Source organism: Ruegeria sp. O11 (assembly GCF_056535285.1).
Genome location: NZ_JBQERS010000002.1, coordinates 315,920 through 340,027, shown reverse-complemented (window position 1 = coordinate 340,027; position 24,108 = coordinate 315,920). Strand labels below are relative to the sequence as shown.

Here is a 24,108-nt window from a genome sequence, read left to right as displayed (position 1 = left end):
AACAGACACGAGAACGCTATGACCCCCCGACTTTCATTTCTTGCGGCAACGCTGCTGCTGGCGGCTTGTGCAGATCACTACACCCCGGTCACATTCAGGACCGAAGGGGATCAGATCGTGGCGTCTGGCACGATCGACCACACAACGCTCAGCGCATTTGAAGAGGTGATGGACGAAAACCCCGGGATCAAGACACTGGTGCTGCAAAATATCGAAGGCTCGGTCGATGATGACTCAAATGTGGTCTTCAGCCGCGTGGTGCGCGAGGAAGGGTTCAATACGGTCGTTCCATCAAACGGTTTGGTCGCCTCTGGCGGAACTGACCTGTTTCTGGCCGGTAACCGGCGGGTGCTGGAACCCGGCGCCTGTGTGGGGGTTCACAGTTGGGGTGGTGGAGGTTACGTGGCCGCGGAACTGCCCGAAGGTCATCCTGAACATGACCGGTATCTTGATTATTTCGCAGATATCGGCGTCGACCCGGACTTCTACTGGTTCACGCTGGATGCCGCATCCGAGGATGAAATGCACTGGATGACCGCATCCGAGGCGAACCGGTACGACATGACAACGAGCGCGGCCCCAAGACTTGGGACCGCCGCAATCTGCGATGAGCGCTAGCGCGTCAGCAGCCGTGCGCCGATCTCTTTGACGAATTTCGCCGCCACCATGGCGGTCATTCCATAGGGGTCGCGATGCGGGTTTAACTCGACAATATCCGCGCCGACCAGTTGACCCTTGAACCGATGGATCAGGTCGATCACCTCACGCGTGCTAAGACCGCCGGGTTCGTGATGCGAAACGCCCGGAGCAAAGGCCGGGTCCAGCGCATCTAGGTCCAGTGACAGGTAAACCGGTCCGTCAAAGCTGATCTCAAGCTCGGGGTGCCAGTTGCGCATGTCGATCACCTCGACCCCGAACTTATCGGCCTGTTGCTGCTGATGCGCGTTCATTGTGCGGATGCCAACCTGCACCAAACGGTTGATCTTGCCGGTCTCCATCACCCGGGCAAACGGGCAGCCATGGCCCAGCGGACCAATCTGCTGACTGTCATAGAGGTCAGGGTGGCTGTCGATATGCAGGATATTCAACCCCTCATACCGATCCGCATGCGCCTTGATCAGCGGGTACGCAACCGAATGATCGCCGCCCAGTGACAACAACCGCGCGCCGCTTTCGATCCGGGTAGCCGCGCCTGCTTCGATCCTGTCGATAGGCTTCTGCCCCATCATCTCGAACACATCCAGATCGCCGGTGTCTTTGAAGCGGTCGGTTGCGCCCAGATCGGTGCCATCCTCAGCCGTTAGATTCGCCGCACCGGAATGCAACGCCTCGCGGATGCGACCCGGCGCAAAGGCGGGGCCTTGCAGGAACGAGGAATGCAGGTCCAGCGGCACCCCCATTAGGGCGACGTCACCGGTGGTCGGATCATGGGACATGAGGAACCTTTCGACAAAGTGTTGCCGGACACTGGTCGAAGATATGGGTGTGGGTCAAGCGGTCAGCGGCGGATATATATCTGCCAGATCCAGATCACTAAAAGCGCCCCCAGAACGGCCCCGATAAACCCAGAGAGCCATCCCATCACGGTGATGAGCGTGCGTAGGACCAAGCCGCCCACCAAAGCGCCGACGATGCCGATCAGCATGGTGGTTGGAATATCCGCCTCGATCCGCATCAGGCGGGTGGCGAGGAAACCTGCGGCGGCTCCGACGATGATCAGGGCGATGATCGGCATGTCATTTCCTCCAATGGGTGGGCACGATGATCAACGCACCGATCGATGACAACACCGCGTCCAGCCCCGGCGGGCCAAAGCTGATGCCGAACATGATGCGAACGAAATAGAACAGGAACGCACCACCCACGCAGATGATGATCGATTGCAGATAGCCGTTATGTGTAAAGCCGGTCTGTTCAGACAGATAGCCAACAATCCCGGCAATCACGACCGTGCCCATCATGATCATGAACATTTAGGCTTACTCCGATGACAGGCGGGTGCCGACCGGGATGGGCCAGCCCCGCAGAAAGGTTTCCCTATCCTGCGCGCCCTTGCCTGCCCTTTGCAAGCGCAGCAGCTCAACCACGCCTTCACCACAGGCCACGCGCAGGTGGTCATCCAGCACCTCACCCGGTACGCCCTGCCCTTCGGCCAGCCGGGAGGCGAGGAGTTTGATCCGGTCGCCCCCGACCTCGGTCCAAGCGCCCGGGAACGGGGAGAGACCGCGGATTTTTCTGTCGACTTCGGATGCGGGGGCCGACCAATCGATCCGCGCCTCGGCTTTGTCGATCTTGGCGGCGTAGGTCACGCCCTCTTCGGGCTGCGGGTCAGGTGTAAGGCTTGGCAGCTTGTTCAGTGCCTCATCGATCAGCGCCGCACCCATGTCCGACAGACGATCATGCAGCTGGGCCGTGGTTTCCTCGATCCCGATATCGGTGGCTTCGCGCAGCAGAACGGGCCCTGTGTCCAGCCCGGCCTCCATCTGCATGATGCAGATACCGGTCTGCGCGTCACCCGCCATGATCGCGCGATGGATCGGGGCGGCCCCGCGCCAGCGCGGCAGCAGGCTGGCGTGGATGTTCAAGCAGCCGTGGGTGGGTGCATCAAGGATCGGCTGTGGCAGGATCAGGCCATAAGCCACGACTACCGCCACATCAGCGTTCAACGCTGCAAATCTATCCTGTTCTTCGGGCGTTTTCAGCGAGGTCGGATGGCGCACCTCCAGTCCCAGCGCCTCGGCCCTTGCATGGACCGGAGTCGGGCGGTCTTTCTTACCGCGACCAGCGGGGCGTGGCGGTTGGCAATAGACGGCGGCGATTTCGTGTCTTGCCTTGACGAGTGCGTTTAGGACGGGGACCGAGAAATCGGGGGTTCCCATGAAGATTATGCGCATCGTCGGCTCCGGAGGTGTTGGGGTGCCGGGCTGAAGCCCGGCCTACGTTGATTTTCGCGCCTTGCGCAGCAGCATGTCGCGTTTAACCTTGCTGAGCCGGTCGAAATACATCCGCCCGTTCAGGTGGTCGATCTGGTGCTGCACGCTGGTGGCCTCAATGCCGACGAAATCGCGGCGGTCGATCTGGCCCTGTTCGTTGAGGAATTTCACCGTTACCGCGCGGGGGCGTTTCACCTTGGCGGACACGCCGGGCAGGTTCGGGCTGGCCTCGTCATGCTCGCGCAGTTCGACCGAGCTGTGCAGGATCTCGGGATTGGCCAGCCGCACGGCTTTGCCCCGCTGGGTCGAACCATCCACGACTGCCAGACGCAGCATCACCCCGATCTGAGGCGCGGCGAGACCGACACCCGGCATCGCCTCCATCGTGTCGATCATGTCGACCCAGATGGCGCGGATGTCATCGGTGATTTCAGAGACTTCTTCAGCCTTGGTGCGCAGGCGCTTGTCGGGCCACGGTAGGCAGGTCCGCACCGTCATGTGCGGGCCTTTTCGCGCTTGAGCTTCTGCATTTTGCGCGTGATCATCTGGCGTTTGAGCGGCTTGAGATAATCGATGAACAGCTTGCCGTTCAGATGGTCGATCTCGTGCTGAACACAGGTCGCCCAGAGATTATCAAAGGTTTCCTGCTGCAGATTGCCATCGCGATCCAGCCAGGTGACATCCACAGTCTTAGGACGGGTCACTTCGGCATATTGCTCGGGGATCGACAGGCAGCCTTCTTCGTAGACGTTCGTTTCGTCCGAAGACGCAATGACCTCGGGGTTGAACATCACCAGCGGGCGCGGGGCTTCGCCTTCTTCCTTGACGCAATCCACCACGATCAACCGGTCCAACACGCCGATCTGCGGTGCCGCAAGGCCAATACCGGGCGCGTCATACATCGTCTCCAGCATGTCATCAGCCAGTTTGCGCAGTTCGTCGGTGATGTCGGCCACCGGCGCGCAGACCTTTTTCAGGCGGGGATCGGGATGGATCAGGATATTGCGTTTCATGAGGCTGATTTAGGCCATCGCGCCCGCCACCGCAACGGCCCCCTTGCACATGGCGGATTTGAGGTTAGCTTCGCCTCGACAGATGGAGATGACATGACTTTCAACGACCTGATCGACCGCCGGGGCACCAACTCTTCAAAATGGGACAAGATGGAGCAGCTCTATGGTGTCTCGCCCGAGGATGGGCTGGCCATGTGGACGGCTGATTCCGACTATGCCACCGCCCCTTGCGTGATCGAAGCAGTACGCAAGGCCGCCGATCATGGCGCGTTTGGTTATTCGTGGATGCACCCGGAGTATCTGAACGCGATTCAGTGGTGGATGAAGACCCGCCACAATTGGGAGATCGATACCGATTGGGTGCTGACCTCACAGGGTCTGGGCAATGCGATTGCCCTGTGTCTGGATGTCTGGAGCGAGCCGGGTGATGGCGTCGTTATATTCACGCCCGTTTATCATGAGTTTGCCCATAAGGTGAATAAATCCGGCCGTCGCGTGGTTGAATGCCCTCTAGTACGTGACGGCGACAGCTATGCGCTTGATCTGGACGATGCGCAGTCGCGGCTGGACGGTTCGGAAAAGCTGCTGTTGTGGTGCTCGCCGCAGAACCCTTCGGGCCGGGTCTGGACACCGGAGGAACTGCGTGCTGTGGCGGCGTTTGCCGAACGTAATGGACTGATCCTGGTATCGGATGAGATTCACCACGATCTGGTTTATCCGGGCAATACCTTCGTGCCGATGGATGTGGCCGCGCCGGATGCGCGTCCCTGGACCGTGACTCTGACCGCGGCGTCGAAGACATTCAATATCGCGGGCCAGCGCACCGGTAACATGATCATTCCCGACGCCAAGCTGCGGGCAGAGATGCGACACCGGATCACCACTCTGGACTATGATCCAAGTGCGCTGGGGGTGGTGATGATCACCGCCGCTTATTCTCCGGAAGGGGCGAAATGGGTCGATGAACAGGTCGCCCATCTGGATGCCAACAGAAAACTGTTCGATGCCACCATCGCCGAGATTCCGGGCCTGTGGTCGATGCCGCTGCAGGCGACATACCTGGCCTGGGTCGATTTCTCGGGCACCGGGATGAGCCATGATGAATTTGTCCGCCGTCTGCGCGAGGACGCTCGGATCGCGACATCTTCAGGTCCCGGTTTCGGGTCGGGCGGGGAAACCTTTGAACGGTTCAATCTGGCCACCCAACGCGCGCGGGTGGAAGAGGCTTGCGCCCGTCTCAAACGCGCCTTTGGCGATTTGCAATAACCCTGTCTGAAAACAATCGGAGGCAAATCATGCCCAACCAACTCTTTGCGCTTCCGGACATCCCGAGCATCCCGGTAGAAGGGGAGCAGACGACCTATCCGATCGGGCGGATTTTCTGCGTGGGCCGCAATTATGCCGCCCACGCCGCTGAAATGGGGCATGAGGTGGATCGTCAGGCGCCATTCTATTTCACCAAATCCGCGCCCAACGCGGTTTTGACAGGTGCACATGAGCCTTATCCTGCGGGAACCGAGAATTATCATCACGAAATGGAACTGGCCGTTGCAATCGGCAAACCGGTCTTCCAGGCCACGGCTGCACAGGCCCATGCGGCGATCTTTGGCTACGGGTGCGCTTTGGACATGACGCGCCGCGACCTGCAGATCCGAGAGCGCAACAAACAGCGCCCCTGGGATCTGGGCAAGGATGTGGAAAGCGGCGCGGTCTTCGCCGCGCTGACCCGCGCCGATCATTGGAGCCCATCGGATGACAAGCGCATCTATCTCAGCGTCAATGGGCAGGTGAAACAGGACGCCACCTTATCCGAGCTGGTTTGGAAGATTGATGAGCTGATCTGCCATCTATCCGGTTTCTATCATTTGCGCCCCGGCGATCTGATCCTGACCGGCACACCCGCTGGGGTCGGGCCCGTGGCCGCCGGAGACCGAATCGAAGGCGGCATCGATGGTCTGTCCCCCGTGCACCTGACCCTGACGGCCCACGACTAATCGTCCGGCCCGATACCTGAGAATCTTGTGGCACCATTGCCGCCCGAGCGCCGACGGCGCTTCGGTGCCACAGGTCAATTGTTGAGCGTGTCAGTCGCGGTTTTCAAGCAACGCGATCGGAGCATCCGGCGCGCGGTAGAAATCCAGCGGGGCCTTGTCGGCTGCCACAGTGCTGCGCTTGAACTCATAGCGCATCTCACCCACCGCTTCTTCATCTGCGATGATCAGGCACTGATACATGTGATTGGCACCGTCATAGATATCGACGAGCCCACGCAGGCGTGGTGTGGTTTCGGCCTCGACGGTGAAACCATCCTTCCACAATGTGAGAATCTTGAAGCTATTGTCGCCAAACTCCACCCGCAAACGGCTGGATTTCTTCAATGTAGCGATTCGGGCGGCATCCAATTCAGCGCGAATTTCCTTAGAAACATAGGTACTCATAATAAACTTCCCCCAGAACTTTCTTTATTGTGGACCAGCTTGTGTAAAAATCCAGTGAACTGTCTCACTTGGACCCGAGATTTACGATCTGTTGCGCAGGTGTCCCGATGACACTGTGCGCGGATGCAGGTCAGTTGCGCGCGCGGTGAAATAGGAACCTGAGCCGCAACAGCCTATCTTTGTCTCAAACGCAATGCGGAGGAATGACGATGGGCCTGCTTGTCGACGGCGTTTGGCATGACACCTGGTATGACACCAAATCCACTGGCGGGGCGTTCAAACGTTCGGCCGCACAGTTTCGCAACTGGATCACCGCCGATGGGGCACCTGGTCCCTCGGGGCGTGGCGGTTTCGAGGCGGAGAGCGGGCGATATCATCTGTATGTCTCTCACGCCTGCCCCTGGGCGCATCGCACGCTGATCTTTCGCGAGTTGAAGGGGTTGCGAGAACACATCTCAGTCTCGGTGGTACATCCGGATATGCTGGATAAAGGTTGGACCTTTGAAACAGACGACCATGGAGCGACAGGAGACAAACTGTTCGGACATGACTTTGCCCATCAGATCTATACCCGTGCCGACCCCAACTATTCAGGCCGCGTGACGGTGCCGATCCTGTGGGACAAAGTGGAAAAGACCATCGTCTCGAACGAAAGCTCGGAAATAATCCGAATGTTCAATTCGGCTTTCAACGAGATCACCGGCAACACCGACGACTACTGGCCCGAGGCGATGCGGGACGAGATCGAAGAGGTCAACGCGCGCATCTATTCCGATGTAAATAATGGGGTGTACAAATGCGGCTTCGCCACCTCGCAAGAGGCGTATGACGCGGCCATTGACCCTCTGTTCGACACGCTGGATTGGCTTGAGGATCGTCTGTCACGCAACCGCTATCTGATGGGTGACCGCGTGACCGAGGCCGATTGGCGCTTGTTCACCACGCTGATCCGGTTCGACCCGGTTTATCACCTGCATTTCAAATGCAACAAACGGCGGCTGGTGGATTACCCGAACCTCTGGGCCTTTACCCGCGAGCTGTATCAGTGGCCCGGCGTGGCCGAGACGGTGAACATGAACCACATTGTGCGCCACTATCACTACAGCCACGATAGCATCAATCCGCATCGGATCATTCCGGTGAACCCAGAGCTGGATTATTTAGAACCCCATGGACGGGATCAGCGCCCGGCGGCGTAGTGCTCGACCATTGCTGCCAGATCCTCGGGCGGGGTGGAGCTTTGCACATAGGCGCAGGCATTCGCACTATGGGCAAAGATGGACCCGTCCGAGAAGAATGTGGTGTTGGTGACAAAGATCACCCGCGCCTCGGGCCTGCGATAGCTTGCAAAATCGGCAACTGCCAAGGCGCTGCCGGTTTCCAAAACCAGATCCAACACGATGATATCGAAGGCTGTGCCATAGAGCGCCAATATTGCAGCCTCTTGCGTCTCAACCAAAGTGACCTCGGCCTCCTGCCTTTGCAGATGCCGTTGCCAGACCCGACCTAGATCGGGGTTACTCTCAACAATCAGTACTTTCATTTGCAACAACCTCGGCACGTGATAAGGGTGAGTGGTGCCGACCCCTGTTGTCCGTGATCACGCGATTTCCTTAACAAAGTGTTAACAGCGCCCGCACAGGGCCATGAACTGGCGGATTCGCTTGTATGAGCGGCAAAAATCCGCTTGAAGCATACGAAATAGGCGATTCCGGCTGGGGCTGATGGTTGGACAGAATGACAGATTGAACCCTCGGGCCGCGCGCGATCATGGCGGGGGTCTGGATGGCGCGATGGCCCGGTTCGGGGGCGTTCGCACGGACTGGATCGACCTGTCAACGGGGATCAACCCGCACGCTTATCTGGTCTCGGGCCTGCAGCAGTCGGACTGGATGGAACTGCCCGATCATGGCGCGTTCGAACGCCTGTCGGACGCGGCGCGGGAGTTTTGGAACGTGCCGGATGGGGCCGAGATTCTGCCCTCTCCCGGCGCTTCAGCGGTGATTGCCCGCTTGCCCGCGTTGGCCAAAGCGGGCCGCGTGCAGATCACGATGCCAACCTATAACGAACATGCCGCCGCGTTCACCGCGCAGGGCTGGACGGTGCACGAGACCGGCCCCACCGAGGCGCGCGTCATCGTGCACCCCAACAATCCCGATGGGCGCATCTGGCAAGAGACGGATGTCGACGCCCTGCTGACTGTGATTGACGAAAGCTTCTGTGACGTCACCCCCGACGCTTCGCTGATCCATCTGGCTGAACGGCCCGGCATCGTGGTGTTGAAGAGTTTCGGCAAGTTTTGGGGGCTGGCCGGGTTGCGGCTGGGTTTTGCGATCGGCCATCCCGATCTGATTGCACGATTGAATGACCTGACCGGACCCTGGGCGGTTTCCGGCCCGGCGCTGCGGATCGGTACGCAAGCGCTGCGCGATGTAAAATGGGCCGATGAAACCCGCAAGCGTCTGGCAAATGACGCAACCCGGCTGGATCAGCTTGTAACGGCCCAAGGTGCGCGGTTGATCGGTGGGACCAGCCTGTTCCGCCTCTATGAAGTAGACGATGCCACCGCATGGCAGGACCGGCTGGCACGGGCGCATATCTGGAGCCGTATATTCCCCTATTCCAGAACCTACTTGCGCCTTGGATTACCGCCAGCAGACGGCTGGGCCCGTTTGGAAGCAGCGCTGTGAGCACCGCGTTTCTATTGGTCTGCGCCTTGTGTCTGGACGCCGCACTGGGTGAGCCGGATTGGCTGTGGTCGCGGATTCGCCACCCTGCCGTGTTGATGGGCAACGCGATTGGCTGGCTAGACAACCGGCTGAACCTTGGTGCGTATCGCCGCCTCAAAGGGTTTGCGACGGTACTCATCCTGGTTGTGGCGGCACTCATCCTTGGCCGGTTGCTGGCACTGCTTGGTCCGATCGTCGAGATCGTGGTCTGCGCCATCCTTCTGGCACAGAAATCCCTGATCACCCATGTTCGCGCAGTTGGCGAAGGCCTGTTGACCTCGCTTGCCGAAGGGCGCGCTCAGGTCGCCATGATCGTCTCGCGCGATACGCGGGACATGACCGAGGCGCAGGTGGCGCGCTCGGCCATCGAAAGCGCAGCCGAAAACCTGAGCGACGGGGTGATTGCCCCAGCCTTCTGGTTTCTAGTCGGGGGTCTGCCGGGGCTGCTGGTCTACAAGGTCGTCAACACCGCCGACAGTATGATCGGCTATCGCAACGACAAGTACCGCGCCTTCGGTTGGGCAGCGGCGCGGCTGGACGATCTGCTGAACCTTGTCCCGGCACGCCTGACGTTTGTATTGATCGTGGCGCTGTCCGGCCAATGGTCGTGCTGGGGAGAAATGGTAGAGGATGCAAGCCGCCATATCTCACCCAACGCAGGCTGGCCCGAGGCCGCGATGGCGCGCGCGCTGGATATCGCGCTGGCCGGGCCGCGCAGCTATGACGGGCAGATGCGGGATCTCGCCTGGGTGAACGGGAATGCCCGGCAAGATATCGACGCGGCAGAGGTTTTTCGCGCATCCAGCATGCTCTGGCAGGTTTGGGGGCTTGCGCTTGGGCTCGTGTCGGTGTGGGTTGGTTTCAACTTCATATTCTGACGGATCAGCCTTATGCGTTTCCTTTCCGGCCTTATTGCCGCCGCCCTCTTCGCCTCGCCTGCACTCGCCCAATGCGGCGGTGGGTTCAATACCTTCGTCAAAGGGCTGAAAGCCGAAGCCATTCAGCAGGGTTTCGACAAGTCCACCGTTGACAGCTTCTTCAACGGCGTGCGGCAGGACGGAGCCGTTCTGAAAGCCGACCGCGCGCAGGGCGTATTCCAAAAACCCTTCATCGACTTCTCGCGCCGCCTGATCTCGCAAAACCGGATCGACCGGGGCAAGGCCATGTCAGAGAAGTACGATGCCGTATTTGACCGGATTGAGCGTGAATACGGCATTTCGCGAGGTGTGCTGCTAGCGTTCTGGGCTTTTGAGACCGACTACGGCGCGTTTCAGGGTGATTTCAACACCCGAAACGCGCTGGTGACGCTTGCCCATGACTGCCGCCGCCCCGAGCTGTTCCGGCCGCAAATCTTCGCTGCCATCGAGCTGTATCAACAAGGCAATTTCGACCCGACCCGCACCACCGGCGCATGGGCGGGCGAGATTGGCATGGTGCAGATGCTGCCGCGCGACATTTTGGAAAACGGCGTGGATGGGGACGGAGATGGCAAGGTTTCGCTAAAAACCTCGGCGCCGGATGCACTGATGTCCGGGGCCAAGATGCTGTCACACCTGGGTTGGCAACCGGGTCAGCCATGGCTGCAGCAGGTCACCGTGCCCGCGCAAATGGACTGGTCTCTCTCTGGCCTTGGCAAGCCCCGCTCGGTGTCCGAATGGCAGGCGATGGGCGTGCAGGCGCGCAGCGGGTCGTTGGCAAATCTGCCTGCCTCGCTGATCCTGCCACAGGGACACAAAGGTCCTGTGTTCCTCGCTTATCCGAATTTCGATGTCTATTTCGAATGGAACCAGAGCTTCGTTTACGTCCTGACCGCCGCCTACTTCGGCACAAGACTGGAAGGCGCGCAGATCTACGACGCAGGCAACCCCGCACCGGCGCTGACGGGCGCGCAGATGAAGCAGTTGCAGACAAAACTGCAGGCACGGGGGCACGACGTGGGCAAGATCGACGGCATCCTTGGGGCCGGAACACGCGCAGCGGTGCAGGCCGAACAGGTACGACTAGGTCTACCGGCCGATGCCTGGCCAACGACACAGCTGTTGAACCAGCTATGAGGATCAGCGCCTAGGCGACCTTTGCCGGTTCACGTTTCACTGACGGATCAAACGCATGGATCGATACCACAGAGCCTTCTGTGACGATGGCGGTATTGGGTTGTACTTCAACCCAGCCGTCACTGTCTGCATCAAGCGGTTCGGACGATATCACTATCCCGTCTTCGGAGGTCCGGTAGTGCAGACTGGGTGCATAACGATCAGACGCATAGCGCGCCGCAAATACACGCTTGCCATCTGACCAGCACGCCGCAAACCGCATATAGGGCAACGACCCGCATTGTCGGGACAGCGCTTCCACCCGCCCCACGGCCCGTGCCATTGCGCCGATCGGGTTTGAATCCAGACCTTCACCATGAGCAATCAGAAAGATCGCCTCGCTTTCCGTGGCACCCATTCGGTGCCCGTACAAATGTGCCGGGATCATTGAGTCGAGCTCTTGCCGGATTTGGTCATGCCCACCAGCCTGGCCATTATGCATGAAGCTCCATTTGCCAACACCGAACGGGTGGCAATTGTTACGCGAAGTCGCGGTGCCAGTCGACGCTCGCACATGGGCCAGAAACAGTCGTGATCGTGTGTGATGTGCCAGTTGTTTGAGATTTGCATCGGACCATGCGGGATGAATATCCTTGTAGAAACAGGGCGTTTCGCGATCAGAATACCAGGCCAAGCCAAACCCGTCGGCATTGATCGGTGTCTTCCCTATCAATGCGTTGCGGCTTTGAATGACCAGCGATTGCTCCTGCTCTTGAATCAACTCATCCAGATATCGCTGTTCCCCAACCCAAGCTAAAAAACGGCACATTTTGTGAACCCCATAAAATCTATTGATCTGGAGCATTCTACAACTTCAACAGCTAAAAATTATCCCGTTCTTCACCCTATGCGATCATAAATTCTATCGATATGTCGCTTTGGCTGGAAAAAATAGATCATTTACTCGCTCTTGATCGGATAGCGGTCACCTTTCTCGTCGATCAGGATCAACCGTTCCCCACTGCGAACATACAGATCGCAACGGCTGAATCCGTTGCGATAGGCGATGCAGACGCTGCCATCCTGGGCGATGGAATACGTGCCAAAGGCGGAATCTCCGCTGGCGTAGGTGTAGGAATAGGCCCCTCCGGCCGAAAATTTGGACTGGCCGTCGTCGTAGAAAGTTAATGTGCGACCTGCCAGCGCCTCAAGTTCCTGAGGTGACAATGGGATGTCGCCGGGCTTGGTGGGCCAGTCGGCAGCCCAGAGGGGATTTGCCGCCAGCAATGCGAGAATGAAGTATCGGATCATGATGCCAGCCTAACCTGATATGCGGGCGATGGCTCATAACGTTGCGGTGATCGTTCAGGCGACCATCTGCTCGGCCTTTTTCAGATCGACCGAGACCAGCTGACTGACGCCCTGTTCCTGCATCGTCACGCCGAACAGCCGGTCCATCCGTGCCATGGTCACCGCGTGGTGGGTGATGATCAGGAAGCGCGTATCGGTCTGACGGCACATTTCGTCCAGCAAGTCGCAGAAGCGGGTGACGTTAGCGTCATCCAGCGGCGCGTCGACCTCGTCAAGCACACAGATCGGGGCCGGGTTTGCGAGGAAGACGCCAAAAATCAGCGCGGTCGCCGTCAAAGTCTGCTCCCCACCCGATAACAAGCTGAGGGTCGAGAGTTTCTTGCCCGGCGGTTGGCACATGATCTCAAGACCCGCATCCAGCGGGTCGTCGCTTTCAACCATGACCAGATTTGCCTCACCGCCACCGAAGAGGTGCTTGAACAGCATGGCGAAGTTCGAGTTCACCTGTTCAAACGCGGTCAGCAGACGTTCGCGGCCTTCGCGGTTAAGGCTGGCGATGCCGCTGCGCAGGGCTTTGATCGCCTCTTCCAGATCAGCCTTTTCACCGTTCAGCGTGTCAAACTCTTCCTGAACTTCCTTGCTATCCTCTTCGGCACGCAGGTTCACAGCGCCCATGGCGTCGCGCTGGCGTTTGTGGCGATTGACCTCGGCCTCAAGCGCGTCGGCGGCGGGCATCTGATCGGGGTTGGTGTCGAGCTGGTTCAGCAACTGGTTTGGTGTCAGTTGCTGATCCTCGGCAATCCGCTCCGCCGCTGCGACCACACTCTCCTTGGCCGCATCACAACGCGCCTCTGCCGCCGCACGGGTCTCGCGCGCTTCGGAGGCCAGACGTTCGGCCTCGCGCTCGGCAATAACCACCTCGCGCTGCGCTGTCTCGGCTTCCGCCAGCTTGTCAGCGGCCTCGGCCCGGCGAGCTTCGGCAGTTTCGATCAACTCGTTCAATTCTTCCCGAGCCTCGGCGATTTCGCCGGGAGCGGCCATTGCTTCGGACAGCTCCTCTTCCGAGCTTTCCTTGCGCTCGGCCAGTTCGGAAATCCGCTTCTCGGCCGTCTCCAAACGGTGCCGCCAACCGCTGAGGTCCTTGGTGACCTCCTGCGAACGCCGGGTCCGAGCCTCACCTTCACGACGCAACTCGTCATGGGTCGAGCGGTGGGTCAGCATGGTGATCCTTGCCGCCTCGACCGTCTGTTTGATGTCCTCGACCTGCGCGCGGGCGCTGTCTAGGTCACCCAGTCCGGTCAGCGCGCCCTCAGCCTCGCGCAGTTGCGCGCGGGCAGACATTGCATCTTCCTTATGGCGGTCAACAGCCAGTGTTAGTGTTTCCAGCTTGCCCTGTGCCAGATTGCGATCCGCCTCAGCTCGGCTGAGCTGACGTGCGGATTCGGCCATGCGCTGATCAGCGGATCGACGGGCCTCGCGGGCGCGACGGTCGGCTTCGGTGACGTCGGCCAGTTGCTGGGACAGCGCCTCATGCGCGGCACGGGCACCATCGGCTTGCGCCTCGGTGCGGGTCAGTTCCTGCTTCAGCGCTTCCAGCTTGTTCAGCTGTTCCAGCCGCAGGGCGGCGGCGCTTGGCGCGTCCTCGGCCCATGCGCGGAACCCGTCCCAGCGCCACAGATCGCCCGAGCGCGAGACCAGCCGTTGCCCGGGCTTCAGCGAGGCCTGGAGCCGCGCGCCTTGATCAGCATCGACCAGACCGATCTGCGCGATCCGGCGGCTGAGCCGGTCGGGACCGGACACATGCAAGGCCAGAGGCTCTGCTCCGTCCGGCAAGGCTTGATCGCTGTCATAGCCCGCCACCTGCACCCAACCTGAAGGCCCGTCACCTTCGACCAACGGAGCACGCAGATCGTCAGCCAGTGCTGCCCCCAGCGCTTTTTCATATCCCGTTTTCACACGCAACAAATCCAGCACCTGCCCACCTTCAGCCGTGTCGCGTTCGACGAGTTTCGCCAGAGCGGTAGTCTCGGCCCGGATCGCACCCAGCTCACCCTCGGCCTCGGAGCGTTGCGCGCGCGCCTCGGCTTCACGGGCCTGCGTGTCGTTGCGCAGCTCGTCAGCAGCAGCCAGCGCTTCTTCGGCGGCCTCGGCGGCTTCGCGCGCTTCTTCTTCGCCCTCCTGCGCCGTCTCGAATGCCTCACTGGCACGGGTCAGCGCATTGCGTGCCTCGTCCGCGGCGGCGCGGGCCTTTTCCTCTTCACCCTCGGAACGGGCAAGTGTCTTGCGACTGTCCTCGACCAGACGCTGCGCCGATTGGTGGCGGGCCACCAGACGCGCCATGTCTTCGGTTTCCTGCGACAGGTGATCTTCGCGATCCTGCAGAACCGAGGCGGCCTCGCGGGCTATTTCCGCAGCCTCGGCGACCTTCTCGTCATAACCCTCGGCGGCTTTGGCAAGCTCGCGGGCCTCCCATTCCAGCCGTTCGATCATCTCGCCCGCATCGCGGTTCAGGCCGGATTCGCGTTCGATGTCGTTCCCCAACTGCTGGATTCGGTTGGTCAGAGTCTCGATCGTCTGGCGCGCGCGGGTTTCCTGATCCGAGAGCTGATCGCGCTGCACCTGCTGACGTTGCAGGACGGCGGCGGCGATGGCCTCTTCCTCGCGCAGGGGGGGAAGAGTTTCCTCGATTTCGGCGCGTTTCGCGGCGGCTTCGCGGGCGGCAGCCTCGGCGCGGGAGGCTTCAGTGATCCGGTCTCGCAACTTTTCCTCGGCCTGTTGGCGGGCCATGTCGGCCTCTTTCCAGCGACGATAGAGCAGCATCCCTTCGGCTTGACGCAGCTGTTCGCCAATCTCGCGGTAGCGCGCGGCCTGACGGGCCTGCCGGGCGAGTTGCGCCAACTGGCCGCCCAACTGTTCCAGCACGTCATCGACGCGAGTCAGATTAGCCTCAGTGCCTTTGAGTTTCAGCTCGGCCTCGTGGCGACGTTGATAGAGGCCTGAGATGCCCGCAGCCTCTTCCAGAATGCGGCGGCGCGCGCGAGGCTTGGCGTTGATCAGCTCAGCAATACGGTTCTGCCCCACCAGCGCAGGCGAATGCGCCCCGGTCGAAGCGTCGGCGAACAGCATCTGCACGTCGCGGGCGCGGACATCCTTGCCGTTGGTCTTATAGGCGCTGCCCACGTCGCGGGTGATGCGGCGGACAATCTCCAACTGGTCGCTGTCATTGAAGCCGGATGGCGCCAGACGTTCCGAGTTATCCATGGTCAGGATCACCTCGGCAAAGTTCCTTGCGGGCCGGGTCGCCGCGCCCGCAAAGATCACATCCTCCATCGCCCCGCCGCGCATGGATTTGGGGCGGTTTTCGCCCATCACCCAGCGCAGAGCTTCAAGAAGGTTGGATTTGCCACAGCCATTGGGACCGACGACTCCGGTCAACCCGTCCGCGATGATCAGATCGGTCGGGTCCACGAAGCTTTTGAAGCCGGTCAGTTTGAGTTTGCTAAAGCGCAATGGCTGCTCTTGGTGTGATTCCTATGGTTAGGAAGTCTGCGCAACGGATGGGGGAGGTGTCAACGTGATTGCGCAGGATATGGGATGATTGGCCGAGTTATCCACAATATCTTGGCAAGACTACGCAGGGTTTCGCGTATCTCAATACGGCGAGCATTCGAAGACCTGATATCCGTAATCTTCGTAATAGCCATAATCGACGCATTCATAAGGACGGCGAAGGAGCGCTCCGAAAATCAGCTTTTCCCCCAGTTCCTGGTCGCAGCCCAGAACGCCCACAGTGACCGCCGCATCGCCCAGAACGTCCAGAAGCGGACAGCCCGAGACCTGCGCCATCGCCAGCGCGGCCCGATCGCGGATCGGACCAAGGCGCGGGGCGTATTGCGGGTTCACGCGGACGGCTTCGGCCAGTTCGTTGCGGACGCGGACGTCAAACACGCTGCCATTTACCGAGATGCGCGTCGCGGGCAACTCGCGAAAATAAGGCGTGCCGCCCGAACAGGCAGCCAGAAGCAGGAAGGCAAGCAGACGGATCATACACCCGTTCTTGCGGCAATATGGTTAATGATTCCTTTCCCAGATCAGGCGCGCATCACCTCTCCCAACCGGCGAATACCTTCGCGGATCGTATCCTCATCGGAATTGGAAAAGCTCAGCCGGATCGTGTTGGCACCGGTGTCATCAGGGTAGAACGCCTGACCCGGGACAAAGGCCAACTTGACGGTTTCAAGCGCCCGGACCAGCAGGTCGGCCCCGTTCACCTCTTTGGGCAACGTGACCCAGATGAACATACCGCCTTCGGGTCGGGTCCATTCCACACCATCGGGCATATGCTGGGCCAACGCCTCCAACATCGCATCGCGGCGGGCGGCATAGGTGCGGCGCAACATCGGAACGTGGCTTTCGAAACAATCCCGCGCCACCTGATACACAGCCATCTGGTTGATGGTCGAGGAATGCAGATCAGCGGCCTGCTTCAACAACACCAGTTGCGATATTACCGGTTTGGCAGCCACGACCCAACCGACGCGCAATCCGGGCGACAGGGTTTTCGAAAAGCTGCCGCAATAGATCGTTCGGCAGGCCTCAATCGAGCCTTTGCGGGCCTGTTCCAGCGCCATGATTGGGGGGATCGGGTCGCCATCATAGCGCAGCGCCTGATAGGCCCCATCCTCGATCACAGCACAGTCTAATTCCTCGGCCAGATCCAACAGCGCTTCCCTGCCCCGCAGGTCGACGGTCTCACCCGTCGGGTTGGCGAAATCAGCGGAGAGATAAGCGAACTTGATCGGACTGCCATCCGCCGCTTCTCGGTACTCAGCCGCGCCACGATTGCCGTTGACACTGAGCTGGTCGAAGCGCGGCTCATAAGCGTCAAAGGCATTCAGCGCGCCCAGATAGGTGGGCCAGCCGACCAGCGCGGTATCGCCCGGCGATAGAAACAGCTTACCCAGATAATCCAGCGCCTGCTGAGAACCGGAGGTGATCAGGATGTTATCGATGTCGCACTCCACACCTATCCCGCGCATGTAGCCAACCAGCCAATGGCGCAAGGGCGCATAGCCCTCGCTGACAGAGTATTGCAAGGCCTGAGCCTGTTGATCCGGGCCTAGCGCGTTCTGGAACGCCTCGGCAAAGGCCTCAGCCGGGAACAGGTTCGGGTCAGGGATACCACCTGCGAACGAAATGATACCGGGCTCGCCGAGAAGCTTCAGCAATTCGCGGATTTCGGATGCTTTCATTCGGGATGCGCGGGTGGCGTAGAGCTGATCCATCGTTGCGGGCCTCCTCCGCCCTTAGGTCGCAGACTAGGCAATGCACCTCTTATGTCAATAATACTGACCCAATATTTCAGCCTCTGTGAGCGACTTGAACGCGCCCCGTAATCGTGGTCAAGTGAGTTGACCAATTTCAGATGTTAGCCGGATGCCTTTTCAAAAAGTTCAGACCGAAAAACTGTCTCTGGCTGTGGTGCGCCAGATTGAGTTGTTGATCTTGCGCGGCATCCTGCGCCCCGGCGAGCGCCTACCCTCGGAAAGGGAACTGGCCGAGCGAATGGGCGTGTCGCGCCCTTCGCTGCGCGAGGCGATCGCTGATCTGCAGGATCAGGGATTGCTGACCGCCAAGGCCGGGTCAGGCATCTATGTGGCCGAGGTTCTGGGCTCGGCCTTCTCGCCCGCTTTGATCCGGTTGTTCGGCAATCACGACGAGGCGGTGTTCGACTATCTTTCGTTCCGGCGCGATATGGAGGGGCTAGCCGCCGAGCGCGCCGCGCGGATGGGATCGGACAGCGATCTGAAAGTGGTGCAGACCATACTAGACAAGATGGAAACTGCCCACGCGCGTAACGCTGCCGAAGAAGAGGCGCATCTGGACGCCCAGTTTCACATGGCCATCATCGAAGCCAGCCATAACGTGGTGATGCTGCACATGATGCGGTCGATGTTCGATCTGCTGCGACAGGGCGTATTCTACAACCGCCGGATCATGTTCCAGCAGCGCGCCACCCGCGATGCCATTCTGGATCAGCACCGCGCCATCAACGTCGCCCTACAAGACCGCGACCCAAAGGGGGCGCGCCGGGCGGTCGAGGACCATCTGAATTTTGTCAAAGGTTGCATGGCCGATCAGCAGAAGGCCCTGCACAATGAAGAAATCGCGCAGCAGCGACTGAAGCACGAGACCGGCGAGGTCTAATGTTTATAGGACATTTACCGGGCGCCTACTTGATCTTCCGAACGACCGCACCGAACCTGGGCAAGCTTGCATTTACAGCTGCGATGATCGGAGCCGTGGCGCCAGACATAGACATATTCTGGTTTTATCTTATCGATGATCGCGGGCACCATCATCATTCCTACCTGACGCACCGACCAATCATCTGGGCGAGCATTCTGCTTTTAGGTCTCCTGATCCGGCAATGGCGTCTACAAATCGGAACCTTTCTGACCTTCCTGGGCGCAGGCGGGTTAGTTCACATGTTATTGGATTCGATCACGGGTGAGGTTGCGTGGCTCTGGCCGTTCTCCGACGCAACGCATCCGCTGGTCGTAGTGCAAGCGACGCACTCTCATTGGATATTGTCTTTTCTCAACCATTGGACTTTCAAGGTTGAGATCCTGATTACCGTGATCGCTCTAATTGTTTTTGTCGTGACCTGGCGCAGATCAAAGCGCAGTCCCTAGCAACAAAATAAAAAAACCCGAGCGCTACGCGGCCCTCGGGTTTTTCAATTCATATGATCCGGGCGATCAGTGGAGCTTTTCACCCACATCCGCGATGGATGCGTCGATAAGCTTGTTCGCCTGCGTGGCGGTCATTTGCTTGGCTAGAACGGCTTTCGCTGCGGAAACTGCAACGGTGACGGCCTGATCGCGAACTTCCTTGACTGCTGAGGCCTCAGCCGATGCGATCTGATCCTGTGCAGCCGCCAGACGGCGTGCAATGGATTTCTCCAGATCGACCTTGGCTTGCTCAGCGGCCAATGCCGCGTCCTGCTTCGCCGCTTCGACGATGGCGTCGGCCTGTGTCTGCACCTCGCGTTGCTTGCGCTCATACGAGGCTAGCAGGCTACGCGCTTCTTCATGCAGGGCACGTGCTTCGTCCAGTTCGGACTGGATGCCTTCGGCACGTTTGTCCAATGCACCACCGATCATGCCGGGGACCTTGAAGTAGAACAGGACCGCGATGAAAACGATGAAGCCCAGCAGGACCACAAAATCGGTGTTACCAAGCGAAAAGAACGGTCCGCTTGCAGCCAGCGCAGGGCTGGCGGCACCAACGGTCAGGATAAGGGCAAGAGTGTTCCGCATGTCACTTATCCTTTCGTCTGCGCGTCTACTGCACTGTTGATGGCTTTGGCATCCGCCTCGCCGCCCAGTGCGGTGACCAGTTCAGCCGCCGTATCCTTGGCAACCACTTGAATGCTTTCCAGCGCACCGGCACGGATTTCGGCAATCGCCTTTTCCGATTCAGCCGCCTTTGCAGCGATTTCCGCGTCCGCCTTGGCAATCGCATCATCCAAACCAGACTGGATTTCCGCGCGCGCTTCCGCTGCGATACGCTGTGCCTCAGAACGGGCATCGGCCAGCGCCTTGTTATAGGCCTCTTCGGCCTCGACCGCTTTGGCCTTCAGATCTTCGGCCGCAGCCAGGTCATTTGTAATGGTCCCCTGACGCTCCGCCAGGATTGCCGCGATGCGCGGCAGGGCCACGCGGGACAGGACCAGAAAGATGACGACCAGCGTAATGACCAGCCAGAAAATCTGGTTGGGGAACCAATCGAAGCAGAGCTGCGGCATCCCGATGGCAGAGCCATAGGAGTCGACGCACGAGCCGGCTACTTCTTCGGCAATAGGTTCTGTCGCCATGATATCCTCCGTCGGAACGTAGTCTTTACAACAGATGGGCCGCTATGGCTTGGGCCCATCTGCGCGTAAGGATCAGGTTCCGCAGATTATACGGCGAACATCAGCAGCAGCGAGACCAGGAATGCGAAGATCCCCAGGGCTTCTGCGAACGCGATACCGATGAACAGGGTTGCAGTCTGCGATGCAGCTGCCGAAGGATTGCGCAGGGCGCCGGCCAGGAAGTTGCCTGCAACGTTGCCCACCCCGATTGCGGCTGCGCCGGAACCGATTGCTGCCAGGCCTGCGCCGATGTGTGCGAGATCGCCTTCCATGATGTGTCTCCTTACGAATTGGAAGTTTCGATGTTGGGTGTTCGGACCTTAGTGCGACGGATGCAGTGCATCTTTCAGATAAACACAGGTCAGAATGGTGAATACGTAGGCCTGAATGAAGGCCACCAGGACCTCAAGACCATACATTGCTGTAATCGCAAGAACCGACACGGGCGAGATCACGGCAATCGCGGCGAAGCCTGCGAAAACCTTGATAACCGCGTGGCCAGCCATGACGTTACCAGCAAGACGAATAGAGTGGCTGACGGGGCGTACAAAGTACGAAATCAGCTCGATGATCGCCAGGATCGGACGCAGCGCCAAAGGCGCGCTGGAGACCCAGAACAGACCGAGGAACCCTGCACCGTTCTTGACAAAACCCAGAATGGTCACGGTCAGGAACACGGCCAAAGCCAGCGGGATGGTGACTGCAAAATGCGATGTGGTGGTGAACGAGGTCGGGATCAGGCCCAAGAAGTTCGCGGTTACGATGAACATGAACAAGGTCATGACATAGGGGAAGAACTTGACGCCTTCCTTGCCGCAAATGTCTTCAAGCATCTTGTAGATGAAGCCATAGGCCAGTTCTGCAATCGACTGCATGCGGCTTGGGACGATCGCGCGCTTGGACGTTGGCAGAACCAACAGAGCCACCACGGCCAATACGGCAAAGAACAGCCACAGAGTCACATTGGTGACCGTGAACATGCCAACCGCACCGTCGCCGAACAACGGCTTGACGATGAACTGGTCCATCGGGTGGAATACCAGGCTGCTGCCTTCTGCTGCGGTGGTCTCGGTCGCCACGTTCAGTCCCTCTCGTCCTTCTCGGCCGCATTTGCAGCCGTTTGTTTCTCTTGAACCTCTTTCGCGCTGCGGAGCATAACCTTCACGCCCGCGACAAGGCCCAGCAATGTAAATAGCACCAGAAAGATCGGGGTCGTCCCGAGCAGGCTATCAAGCCCGTATCCGATGCCAAATCCGATCCCCAGACCGGATACCATTTCGATGACCATCCTCCAGGCAAGCTCACCCCCGGACACGTCAGCATCTGCGCGAGGCTTGGGCGCTTTGGCCTTTTTTGCCGCGTCGATCTTGGCCTCCAGCTGCGCCATACGCTGCTTTTGGTCATCATCGGTCACGGGCGTTTCCCTCGCACAGTCTTGGGTAGGGTGCTAAGGGTCTGAGGGCGCAGAGTCAACGCTGTTAACCGCCCGCCCAAAACATCGTTAACAAATTGATTTATATAATATTAATCTAACTTCACTCAAATCATCCCATTCGTTAAAACAGGCCAAACGGGCGAATTGGGCGAATTCTGCATATTCAACCTTTCGGTTGATCTTTTCCAACTGCATCCCGCTGCCTGCGCCTGACGATCCGCCCGTCGATAAGCAAAAGCCCGACAAGAATTGCCCCCATGCCCAACAGGTGCTCGGGCCGAAGCGTCTCATTCAGCACCCATGTTCCCAGCACCAGCGCAGAGACCGGAGCGATCAGGGTGACCGTCGATATATTCGTTGGACCCACTTTGGGAAGAAGCCAGTAGAATGCGATAAAGGCTGCGGAGGTCAGTACAAAGCCGATCACGGCCAGCGAAGCCCAGGTTTCGATCCGGGTGATATGGGGCACGCCTTCGCGCCACAAGGCTAGCGGAGCTATTGCCAGTGTCGCGCCCGTCAGGGCCAGCGCGACCAGAACAACCGGCGGCATTTCCCGGAAGGCGCGCGCGATGTTGACCGAAAAGGCATAGCAGACAGGGGCGCACAAGGTGAGAAGAATTGCCCAGAACTCGGATTTTGCGCCTGAGTTTAGCACCGGCAACGACAATACTACGATACCCGCAAAACCACAGACCACGCCCAGGGATTTCAATAGGGTCGCCCGCTCTCCTCCGGGCCAGAAATGCGATACAACAACCGCAAAAGCAGGCGTCGTGGCATTCACGATCCCTGCGACACCCGCGCCAATATGCTGTTGACCCAGGGCATAAAAGGCAAATGGAGCTGCATAGCTGAGCACGCCAAATCCCAGCAACCCGGCTGCACGACCGAAGGTCAGATTGACTTGCAAACGGGCGCCCAACACATAGACCCAGCACCCCAACGCACCAAAACCCACCCTCCCCATCGATACCGACAGTGGCCCAAGCTCGCGCAGCAGAATGGCATTGAACATGAATGACATGCCCCAGCCGATGCCAAGTATGCAAATCACTAACCAGTATTTCAGTGCCATTCCCAAACCTTTTTTGTTTGCTGGCACCTTGTCGTTGCAGCGAAAATTGTCAAACCGGTTCTTGCGCTTTAGGAATGAGCCATGTCCAACGACCTCGACACTGTTTTTGCGGCCCTCGGCGACCCAACCCGCCGCACCATCCTTGCGATGCTGCTGGAGGACGATATGGCCGTCACCGACGTGGCTGAACCGTTCGACATGTCATTGGCTGCGATCTCAAAACACTTGGTGATCCTGACCAAGGCTGGGCTGATTTCTCAGGAAAAACGAGGGCGGGTTAAGTGGTGCAAGCTAGAGCCTGACGCTCTGCGTGCGGCGTCGGTCTGGATGCAGGGTTTCGGACAGTTCGAACCGGTCAATCTGGATGCGTTCGAGCGGTTCCTCGAGGTCGAACTGCCCTCGGACGAGGCCTGAGTTTCAACGCACCACAAAAACAGACATACTGGCGTGTTTGGCCAGATAACCGGCATGACTGGAAAAGATATAGTCTGTGATCCTTGGGGCGTGAGTACCTACCACAATCAGATCAGCACCAATATCTTCTGCCGCGCGGGTCAGATCGCCATCGACTTCGGCAGCGACATCGACCGAGTGTATGTTGCGCGTGGCAACCGGAGCGCCGCTTTGTTCTGCAATCTCACTAGCGCAGTCCTGCAGCTTTTGCTCAATTGCGTCTTTCGACAGATTAACATCCCCGAGCTGGGTGCCCGTGACACTTACGACGGTCACTTTGGCGGCTTGCCAACTGGCCAATTGTGCAGCAACTTCAGTCGCCTTCTTGACCTCGGGTGGCAGGTGCAGGTCGACTGGGACCATAATATGTTTGAACATTGCGTCTTCCTCCTCGCCAAAAAGCATAGAGAAATTCGCATATAACCACTTTGACCTGCCTCAAAGGCGCTGGGAGCTGTTAGCCTAACCTTCTCGGCTGTATTCGACCCCGGTCACGACGCCGGTCGCATCGGCCCGGCAAAGCCATGGCGCCTCTGCCCCTGCCACGAAAACACTGGTGACCGAGCCAGTCGGTCCGGATTGCGTCGAGATTGCTTTGACACCACTTGGCCCGGTCCCGGTTTCAGCACCTACCAGAGCCTCGCAGCTTGCCTGCAGGTCAGCCTGCGCGGCGTCGTTCGCTCCTCCGGTTGCACAAGCGGACAAGGCAAACAGCACAGGAACAAGGAGGGTTGATTTCATAGCGAAACTCCGCACTCAAATAGCTCTTA

At 59.3% G+C, this 24,108-nt stretch carries 31 protein-coding genes; 10 read left to right on the top strand and 21 right to left on the bottom strand.

Going from position 1 to position 24,108, the window contains the following annotated elements:
* Positions 1 to 18: 18 nt before the first annotated feature.
* Positions 19 to 618, top strand: coding sequence for a Clp protease/crotonase-like domain-containing protein (locus ACRZ91_RS08050; RefSeq protein ID WP_170475818.1), 600 nt, complete (start codon positions 19 to 21; stop codon positions 616 to 618).
* Here ACRZ91_RS08050 and speB read toward each other — a convergent pair.
* The 6 genes from speB to def (ACRZ91_RS08020) form a co-directional block, all read right to left on the bottom strand.
* Positions 615 to 1,436, bottom strand: a complete 822-nt coding sequence (gene speB / locus ACRZ91_RS08045; protein WP_480904045.1) for an agmatinase — start codon at positions 1,434 to 1,436, stop codon at positions 615 to 617. The genes ACRZ91_RS08050 and speB overlap by 4 nt on opposite strands.
* 62 nt (positions 1,437 to 1,498) lie before the next feature.
* Positions 1,499 to 1,735 (bottom strand): GlsB/YeaQ/YmgE family stress response membrane protein, encoded by a 237-nt coding sequence (locus ACRZ91_RS08040; protein WP_480904042.1) that lies wholly within the window; start codon positions 1,733 to 1,735, stop codon positions 1,499 to 1,501.
* A 1-nt stretch (position 1,736) separates the two neighbouring features.
* Positions 1,737 to 1,973 (bottom strand): hypothetical protein, encoded by a 237-nt coding sequence (locus ACRZ91_RS08035; protein WP_010437665.1) that lies wholly within the window; start codon positions 1,971 to 1,973, stop codon positions 1,737 to 1,739.
* Positions 1,974 to 1,979: 6 nt separating this feature from the next.
* The gene (gene fmt, locus ACRZ91_RS08030) at positions 1,980 to 2,894 is read right to left on the bottom strand and encodes a methionyl-tRNA formyltransferase (RefSeq protein ID WP_480904039.1); all 915 of its coding nucleotides are present in this window, start codon (positions 2,892 to 2,894) and stop codon (positions 1,980 to 1,982) included.
* A 42-nt stretch (positions 2,895 to 2,936) separates the two neighbouring features.
* A complete protein-coding gene (gene def, locus ACRZ91_RS08025) occupies positions 2,937 to 3,431 on the bottom strand; it encodes a peptide deformylase (protein ID WP_170475810.1) in 495 nt (164 codons plus the stop codon).
* The gene (gene def / locus ACRZ91_RS08020) at positions 3,428 to 3,946 is read right to left on the bottom strand and encodes a peptide deformylase (protein WP_170475808.1); all 519 of its coding nucleotides are present in this window, start codon (positions 3,944 to 3,946) and stop codon (positions 3,428 to 3,430) included. Before def (ACRZ91_RS08020) ends, def (ACRZ91_RS08025) begins: the two co-directional genes overlap by 4 nt.
* Before the next feature lie 93 nt (positions 3,947 to 4,039).
* Here def (ACRZ91_RS08020) and ACRZ91_RS08015 point away from each other — a divergent pair, with 93 nt between their 5' ends.
* On the top strand, positions 4,040 to 5,212 hold the full coding sequence (locus tag ACRZ91_RS08015; RefSeq protein ID WP_480904126.1) for a MalY/PatB family protein: 1,173 nt from the start codon (positions 4,040 to 4,042) through the stop codon (positions 5,210 to 5,212).
* A gap of 29 nt (positions 5,213 to 5,241) precedes the next feature.
* On the top strand, positions 5,242 to 5,940 hold the full coding sequence (locus ACRZ91_RS08010; RefSeq protein ID WP_480904036.1) for a fumarylacetoacetate hydrolase family protein: 699 nt from the start codon (positions 5,242 to 5,244) through the stop codon (positions 5,938 to 5,940).
* A gap of 90 nt (positions 5,941 to 6,030) precedes the next feature.
* Here ACRZ91_RS08010 and ACRZ91_RS08005 read toward each other — a convergent pair whose 3' ends face one another.
* Entirely contained in the window at positions 6,031 to 6,384 is a 354-nt protein-coding gene (locus ACRZ91_RS08005) for a hypothetical protein (protein ID WP_010437652.1), read from the bottom strand.
* 209 nt (positions 6,385 to 6,593) lie between these two features.
* Here ACRZ91_RS08005 and ACRZ91_RS08000 point away from each other — a divergent pair, with 209 nt between their 5' ends.
* Positions 6,594 to 7,583 carry a glutathione S-transferase family protein gene (locus tag ACRZ91_RS08000; RefSeq protein WP_480904033.1) on the top strand — a complete coding sequence of 330 codons (990 nt, stop codon included), beginning with the start codon at positions 6,594 to 6,596 and terminating at the stop codon, positions 7,581 to 7,583.
* Here ACRZ91_RS08000 and ACRZ91_RS07995 read toward each other — a convergent pair.
* Positions 7,565 to 7,927 carry a response regulator transcription factor gene (locus tag ACRZ91_RS07995; protein ID WP_008756687.1) on the bottom strand — a complete coding sequence of 121 codons (363 nt, stop codon included), beginning with the start codon at positions 7,925 to 7,927 and terminating at the stop codon, positions 7,565 to 7,567. The genes ACRZ91_RS08000 and ACRZ91_RS07995 overlap by 19 nt on opposite strands.
* A 181-nt stretch (positions 7,928 to 8,108) precedes the next feature.
* Between ACRZ91_RS07995 and cobD the strand changes: the two genes are divergently transcribed.
* From cobD to ACRZ91_RS07980, 3 genes are read left to right on the top strand one after another with little or no spacing between them, the layout of a single operon-like run.
* Positions 8,109 to 9,074: a threonine-phosphate decarboxylase CobD gene (cobD, locus tag ACRZ91_RS07990; protein WP_480904030.1), complete on the top strand. Its 966-nt coding sequence runs from the start codon at positions 8,109 to 8,111 to the stop codon at positions 9,072 to 9,074.
* The gene (gene cbiB / locus ACRZ91_RS07985; RefSeq protein ID WP_480904027.1) at positions 9,071 to 9,991 is read left to right on the top strand and encodes an adenosylcobinamide-phosphate synthase CbiB; all 921 of its coding nucleotides are present in this window, start codon (positions 9,071 to 9,073) and stop codon (positions 9,989 to 9,991) included. Before cobD ends, cbiB begins: the two co-directional genes overlap by 4 nt.
* Positions 9,992 to 10,003: 12 nt before the next feature.
* The gene (locus ACRZ91_RS07980; RefSeq protein ID WP_480904025.1) at positions 10,004 to 11,167 is read left to right on the top strand and encodes a lytic murein transglycosylase; all 1,164 of its coding nucleotides are present in this window, start codon (positions 10,004 to 10,006) and stop codon (positions 11,165 to 11,167) included.
* A 10-nt stretch (positions 11,168 to 11,177) separates the two neighbouring features.
* On the opposite strand, the gene ACRZ91_RS07975 is transcribed toward ACRZ91_RS07980, so the two are convergent.
* The 5 genes from ACRZ91_RS07975 to ACRZ91_RS07955 form a co-directional block, all read right to left on the bottom strand.
* Complete coding sequence (locus ACRZ91_RS07975; protein ID WP_480904022.1) at positions 11,178 to 11,975, bottom strand: class II glutamine amidotransferase; 798 nt, start codon at positions 11,973 to 11,975, stop codon at positions 11,178 to 11,180.
* Between the two features lie 131 nt (positions 11,976 to 12,106).
* Positions 12,107 to 12,457, bottom strand: a complete 351-nt coding sequence (locus ACRZ91_RS07970; protein WP_010437640.1) for a hypothetical protein — start codon at positions 12,455 to 12,457, stop codon at positions 12,107 to 12,109.
* Between the two features lie 54 nt (positions 12,458 to 12,511).
* Positions 12,512 to 15,967 carry a chromosome segregation SMC family protein gene (locus ACRZ91_RS07965; RefSeq protein WP_480904019.1) on the bottom strand — a complete coding sequence of 1,152 codons (3,456 nt, stop codon included), beginning with the start codon at positions 15,965 to 15,967 and terminating at the stop codon, positions 12,512 to 12,514.
* A gap of 141 nt (positions 15,968 to 16,108) precedes the next feature.
* Positions 16,109 to 16,504, bottom strand: coding sequence for a hypothetical protein (locus tag ACRZ91_RS07960; RefSeq protein WP_480652011.1), 396 nt, complete (start codon positions 16,502 to 16,504; stop codon positions 16,109 to 16,111).
* 44 nt (positions 16,505 to 16,548) lie between these two features.
* The gene (locus ACRZ91_RS07955) at positions 16,549 to 17,742 is read right to left on the bottom strand and encodes an aminotransferase-like domain-containing protein (RefSeq protein ID WP_480904016.1); all 1,194 of its coding nucleotides are present in this window, start codon (positions 17,740 to 17,742) and stop codon (positions 16,549 to 16,551) included.
* A gap of 151 nt (positions 17,743 to 17,893) precedes the next feature.
* Here ACRZ91_RS07955 and ACRZ91_RS07950 point away from each other — a divergent pair, with 151 nt between their 5' ends.
* Complete coding sequence (locus tag ACRZ91_RS07950; protein ID WP_480904013.1) at positions 17,894 to 18,664, top strand: FadR/GntR family transcriptional regulator; 771 nt, start codon at positions 17,894 to 17,896, stop codon at positions 18,662 to 18,664.
* Positions 18,664 to 19,152, top strand: a complete 489-nt coding sequence (locus tag ACRZ91_RS07945; RefSeq protein ID WP_480717352.1) for a metal-dependent hydrolase — start codon at positions 18,664 to 18,666, stop codon at positions 19,150 to 19,152. The genes ACRZ91_RS07950 and ACRZ91_RS07945 overlap by 1 nt, the downstream gene beginning before the upstream one ends.
* Positions 19,153 to 19,218: 66 nt before the next feature.
* Here the strand turns inward: ACRZ91_RS07945 and ACRZ91_RS07940 are convergent, their stop codons facing one another.
* From ACRZ91_RS07940 to ACRZ91_RS07915, 6 genes are all read right to left on the bottom strand, one after another.
* Positions 19,219 to 19,779, bottom strand: a complete 561-nt coding sequence (locus ACRZ91_RS07940; RefSeq protein ID WP_170475783.1) for a F0F1 ATP synthase subunit B — start codon at positions 19,777 to 19,779, stop codon at positions 19,219 to 19,221.
* A 5-nt stretch (positions 19,780 to 19,784) separates the two neighbouring features.
* Entirely contained in the window at positions 19,785 to 20,336 is a 552-nt protein-coding gene (locus ACRZ91_RS07935) for a F0F1 ATP synthase subunit B' (protein WP_170475781.1), read from the bottom strand.
* An 86-nt stretch (positions 20,337 to 20,422) separates the two neighbouring features.
* A complete protein-coding gene (locus ACRZ91_RS07930) occupies positions 20,423 to 20,647 on the bottom strand; it encodes a F0F1 ATP synthase subunit C (RefSeq protein ID WP_005981269.1) in 225 nt (74 codons plus the stop codon).
* Positions 20,648 to 20,695: 48 nt separating this feature from the next.
* Positions 20,696 to 21,454 (bottom strand): F0F1 ATP synthase subunit A, encoded by a 759-nt coding sequence (locus ACRZ91_RS07925; RefSeq protein WP_010437618.1) that lies wholly within the window; start codon positions 21,452 to 21,454, stop codon positions 20,696 to 20,698.
* Between the two features lie 2 nt (positions 21,455 to 21,456).
* Complete coding sequence (locus ACRZ91_RS07920) at positions 21,457 to 21,789, bottom strand: AtpZ/AtpI family protein (RefSeq protein WP_480652017.1); 333 nt, start codon at positions 21,787 to 21,789, stop codon at positions 21,457 to 21,459.
* A gap of 184 nt (positions 21,790 to 21,973) precedes the next feature.
* The gene (locus ACRZ91_RS07915; protein ID WP_480904008.1) at positions 21,974 to 22,885 is read right to left on the bottom strand and encodes a DMT family transporter; all 912 of its coding nucleotides are present in this window, start codon (positions 22,883 to 22,885) and stop codon (positions 21,974 to 21,976) included.
* An 81-nt stretch (positions 22,886 to 22,966) separates the two neighbouring features.
* On the opposite strand from ACRZ91_RS07915, the gene ACRZ91_RS07910 reads away from it, so the two are divergent.
* Positions 22,967 to 23,299 carry an ArsR/SmtB family transcription factor gene (locus ACRZ91_RS07910; RefSeq protein ID WP_010437612.1) on the top strand — a complete coding sequence of 111 codons (333 nt, stop codon included), beginning with the start codon at positions 22,967 to 22,969 and terminating at the stop codon, positions 23,297 to 23,299.
* A 3-nt stretch (positions 23,300 to 23,302) separates the two neighbouring features.
* On the opposite strand, the gene ACRZ91_RS07905 is transcribed toward ACRZ91_RS07910, so the two are convergent.
* Entirely contained in the window at positions 23,303 to 23,716 is a 414-nt protein-coding gene (locus ACRZ91_RS07905; protein WP_480904003.1) for a universal stress protein, read from the bottom strand.
* Between the two features lie 84 nt (positions 23,717 to 23,800).
* The gene (locus ACRZ91_RS07900) at positions 23,801 to 24,079 is read right to left on the bottom strand and encodes a hypothetical protein (RefSeq protein WP_170475771.1); all 279 of its coding nucleotides are present in this window, start codon (positions 24,077 to 24,079) and stop codon (positions 23,801 to 23,803) included.
* Between the last annotated feature and the right edge of the window lie 29 nt (positions 24,080 to 24,108).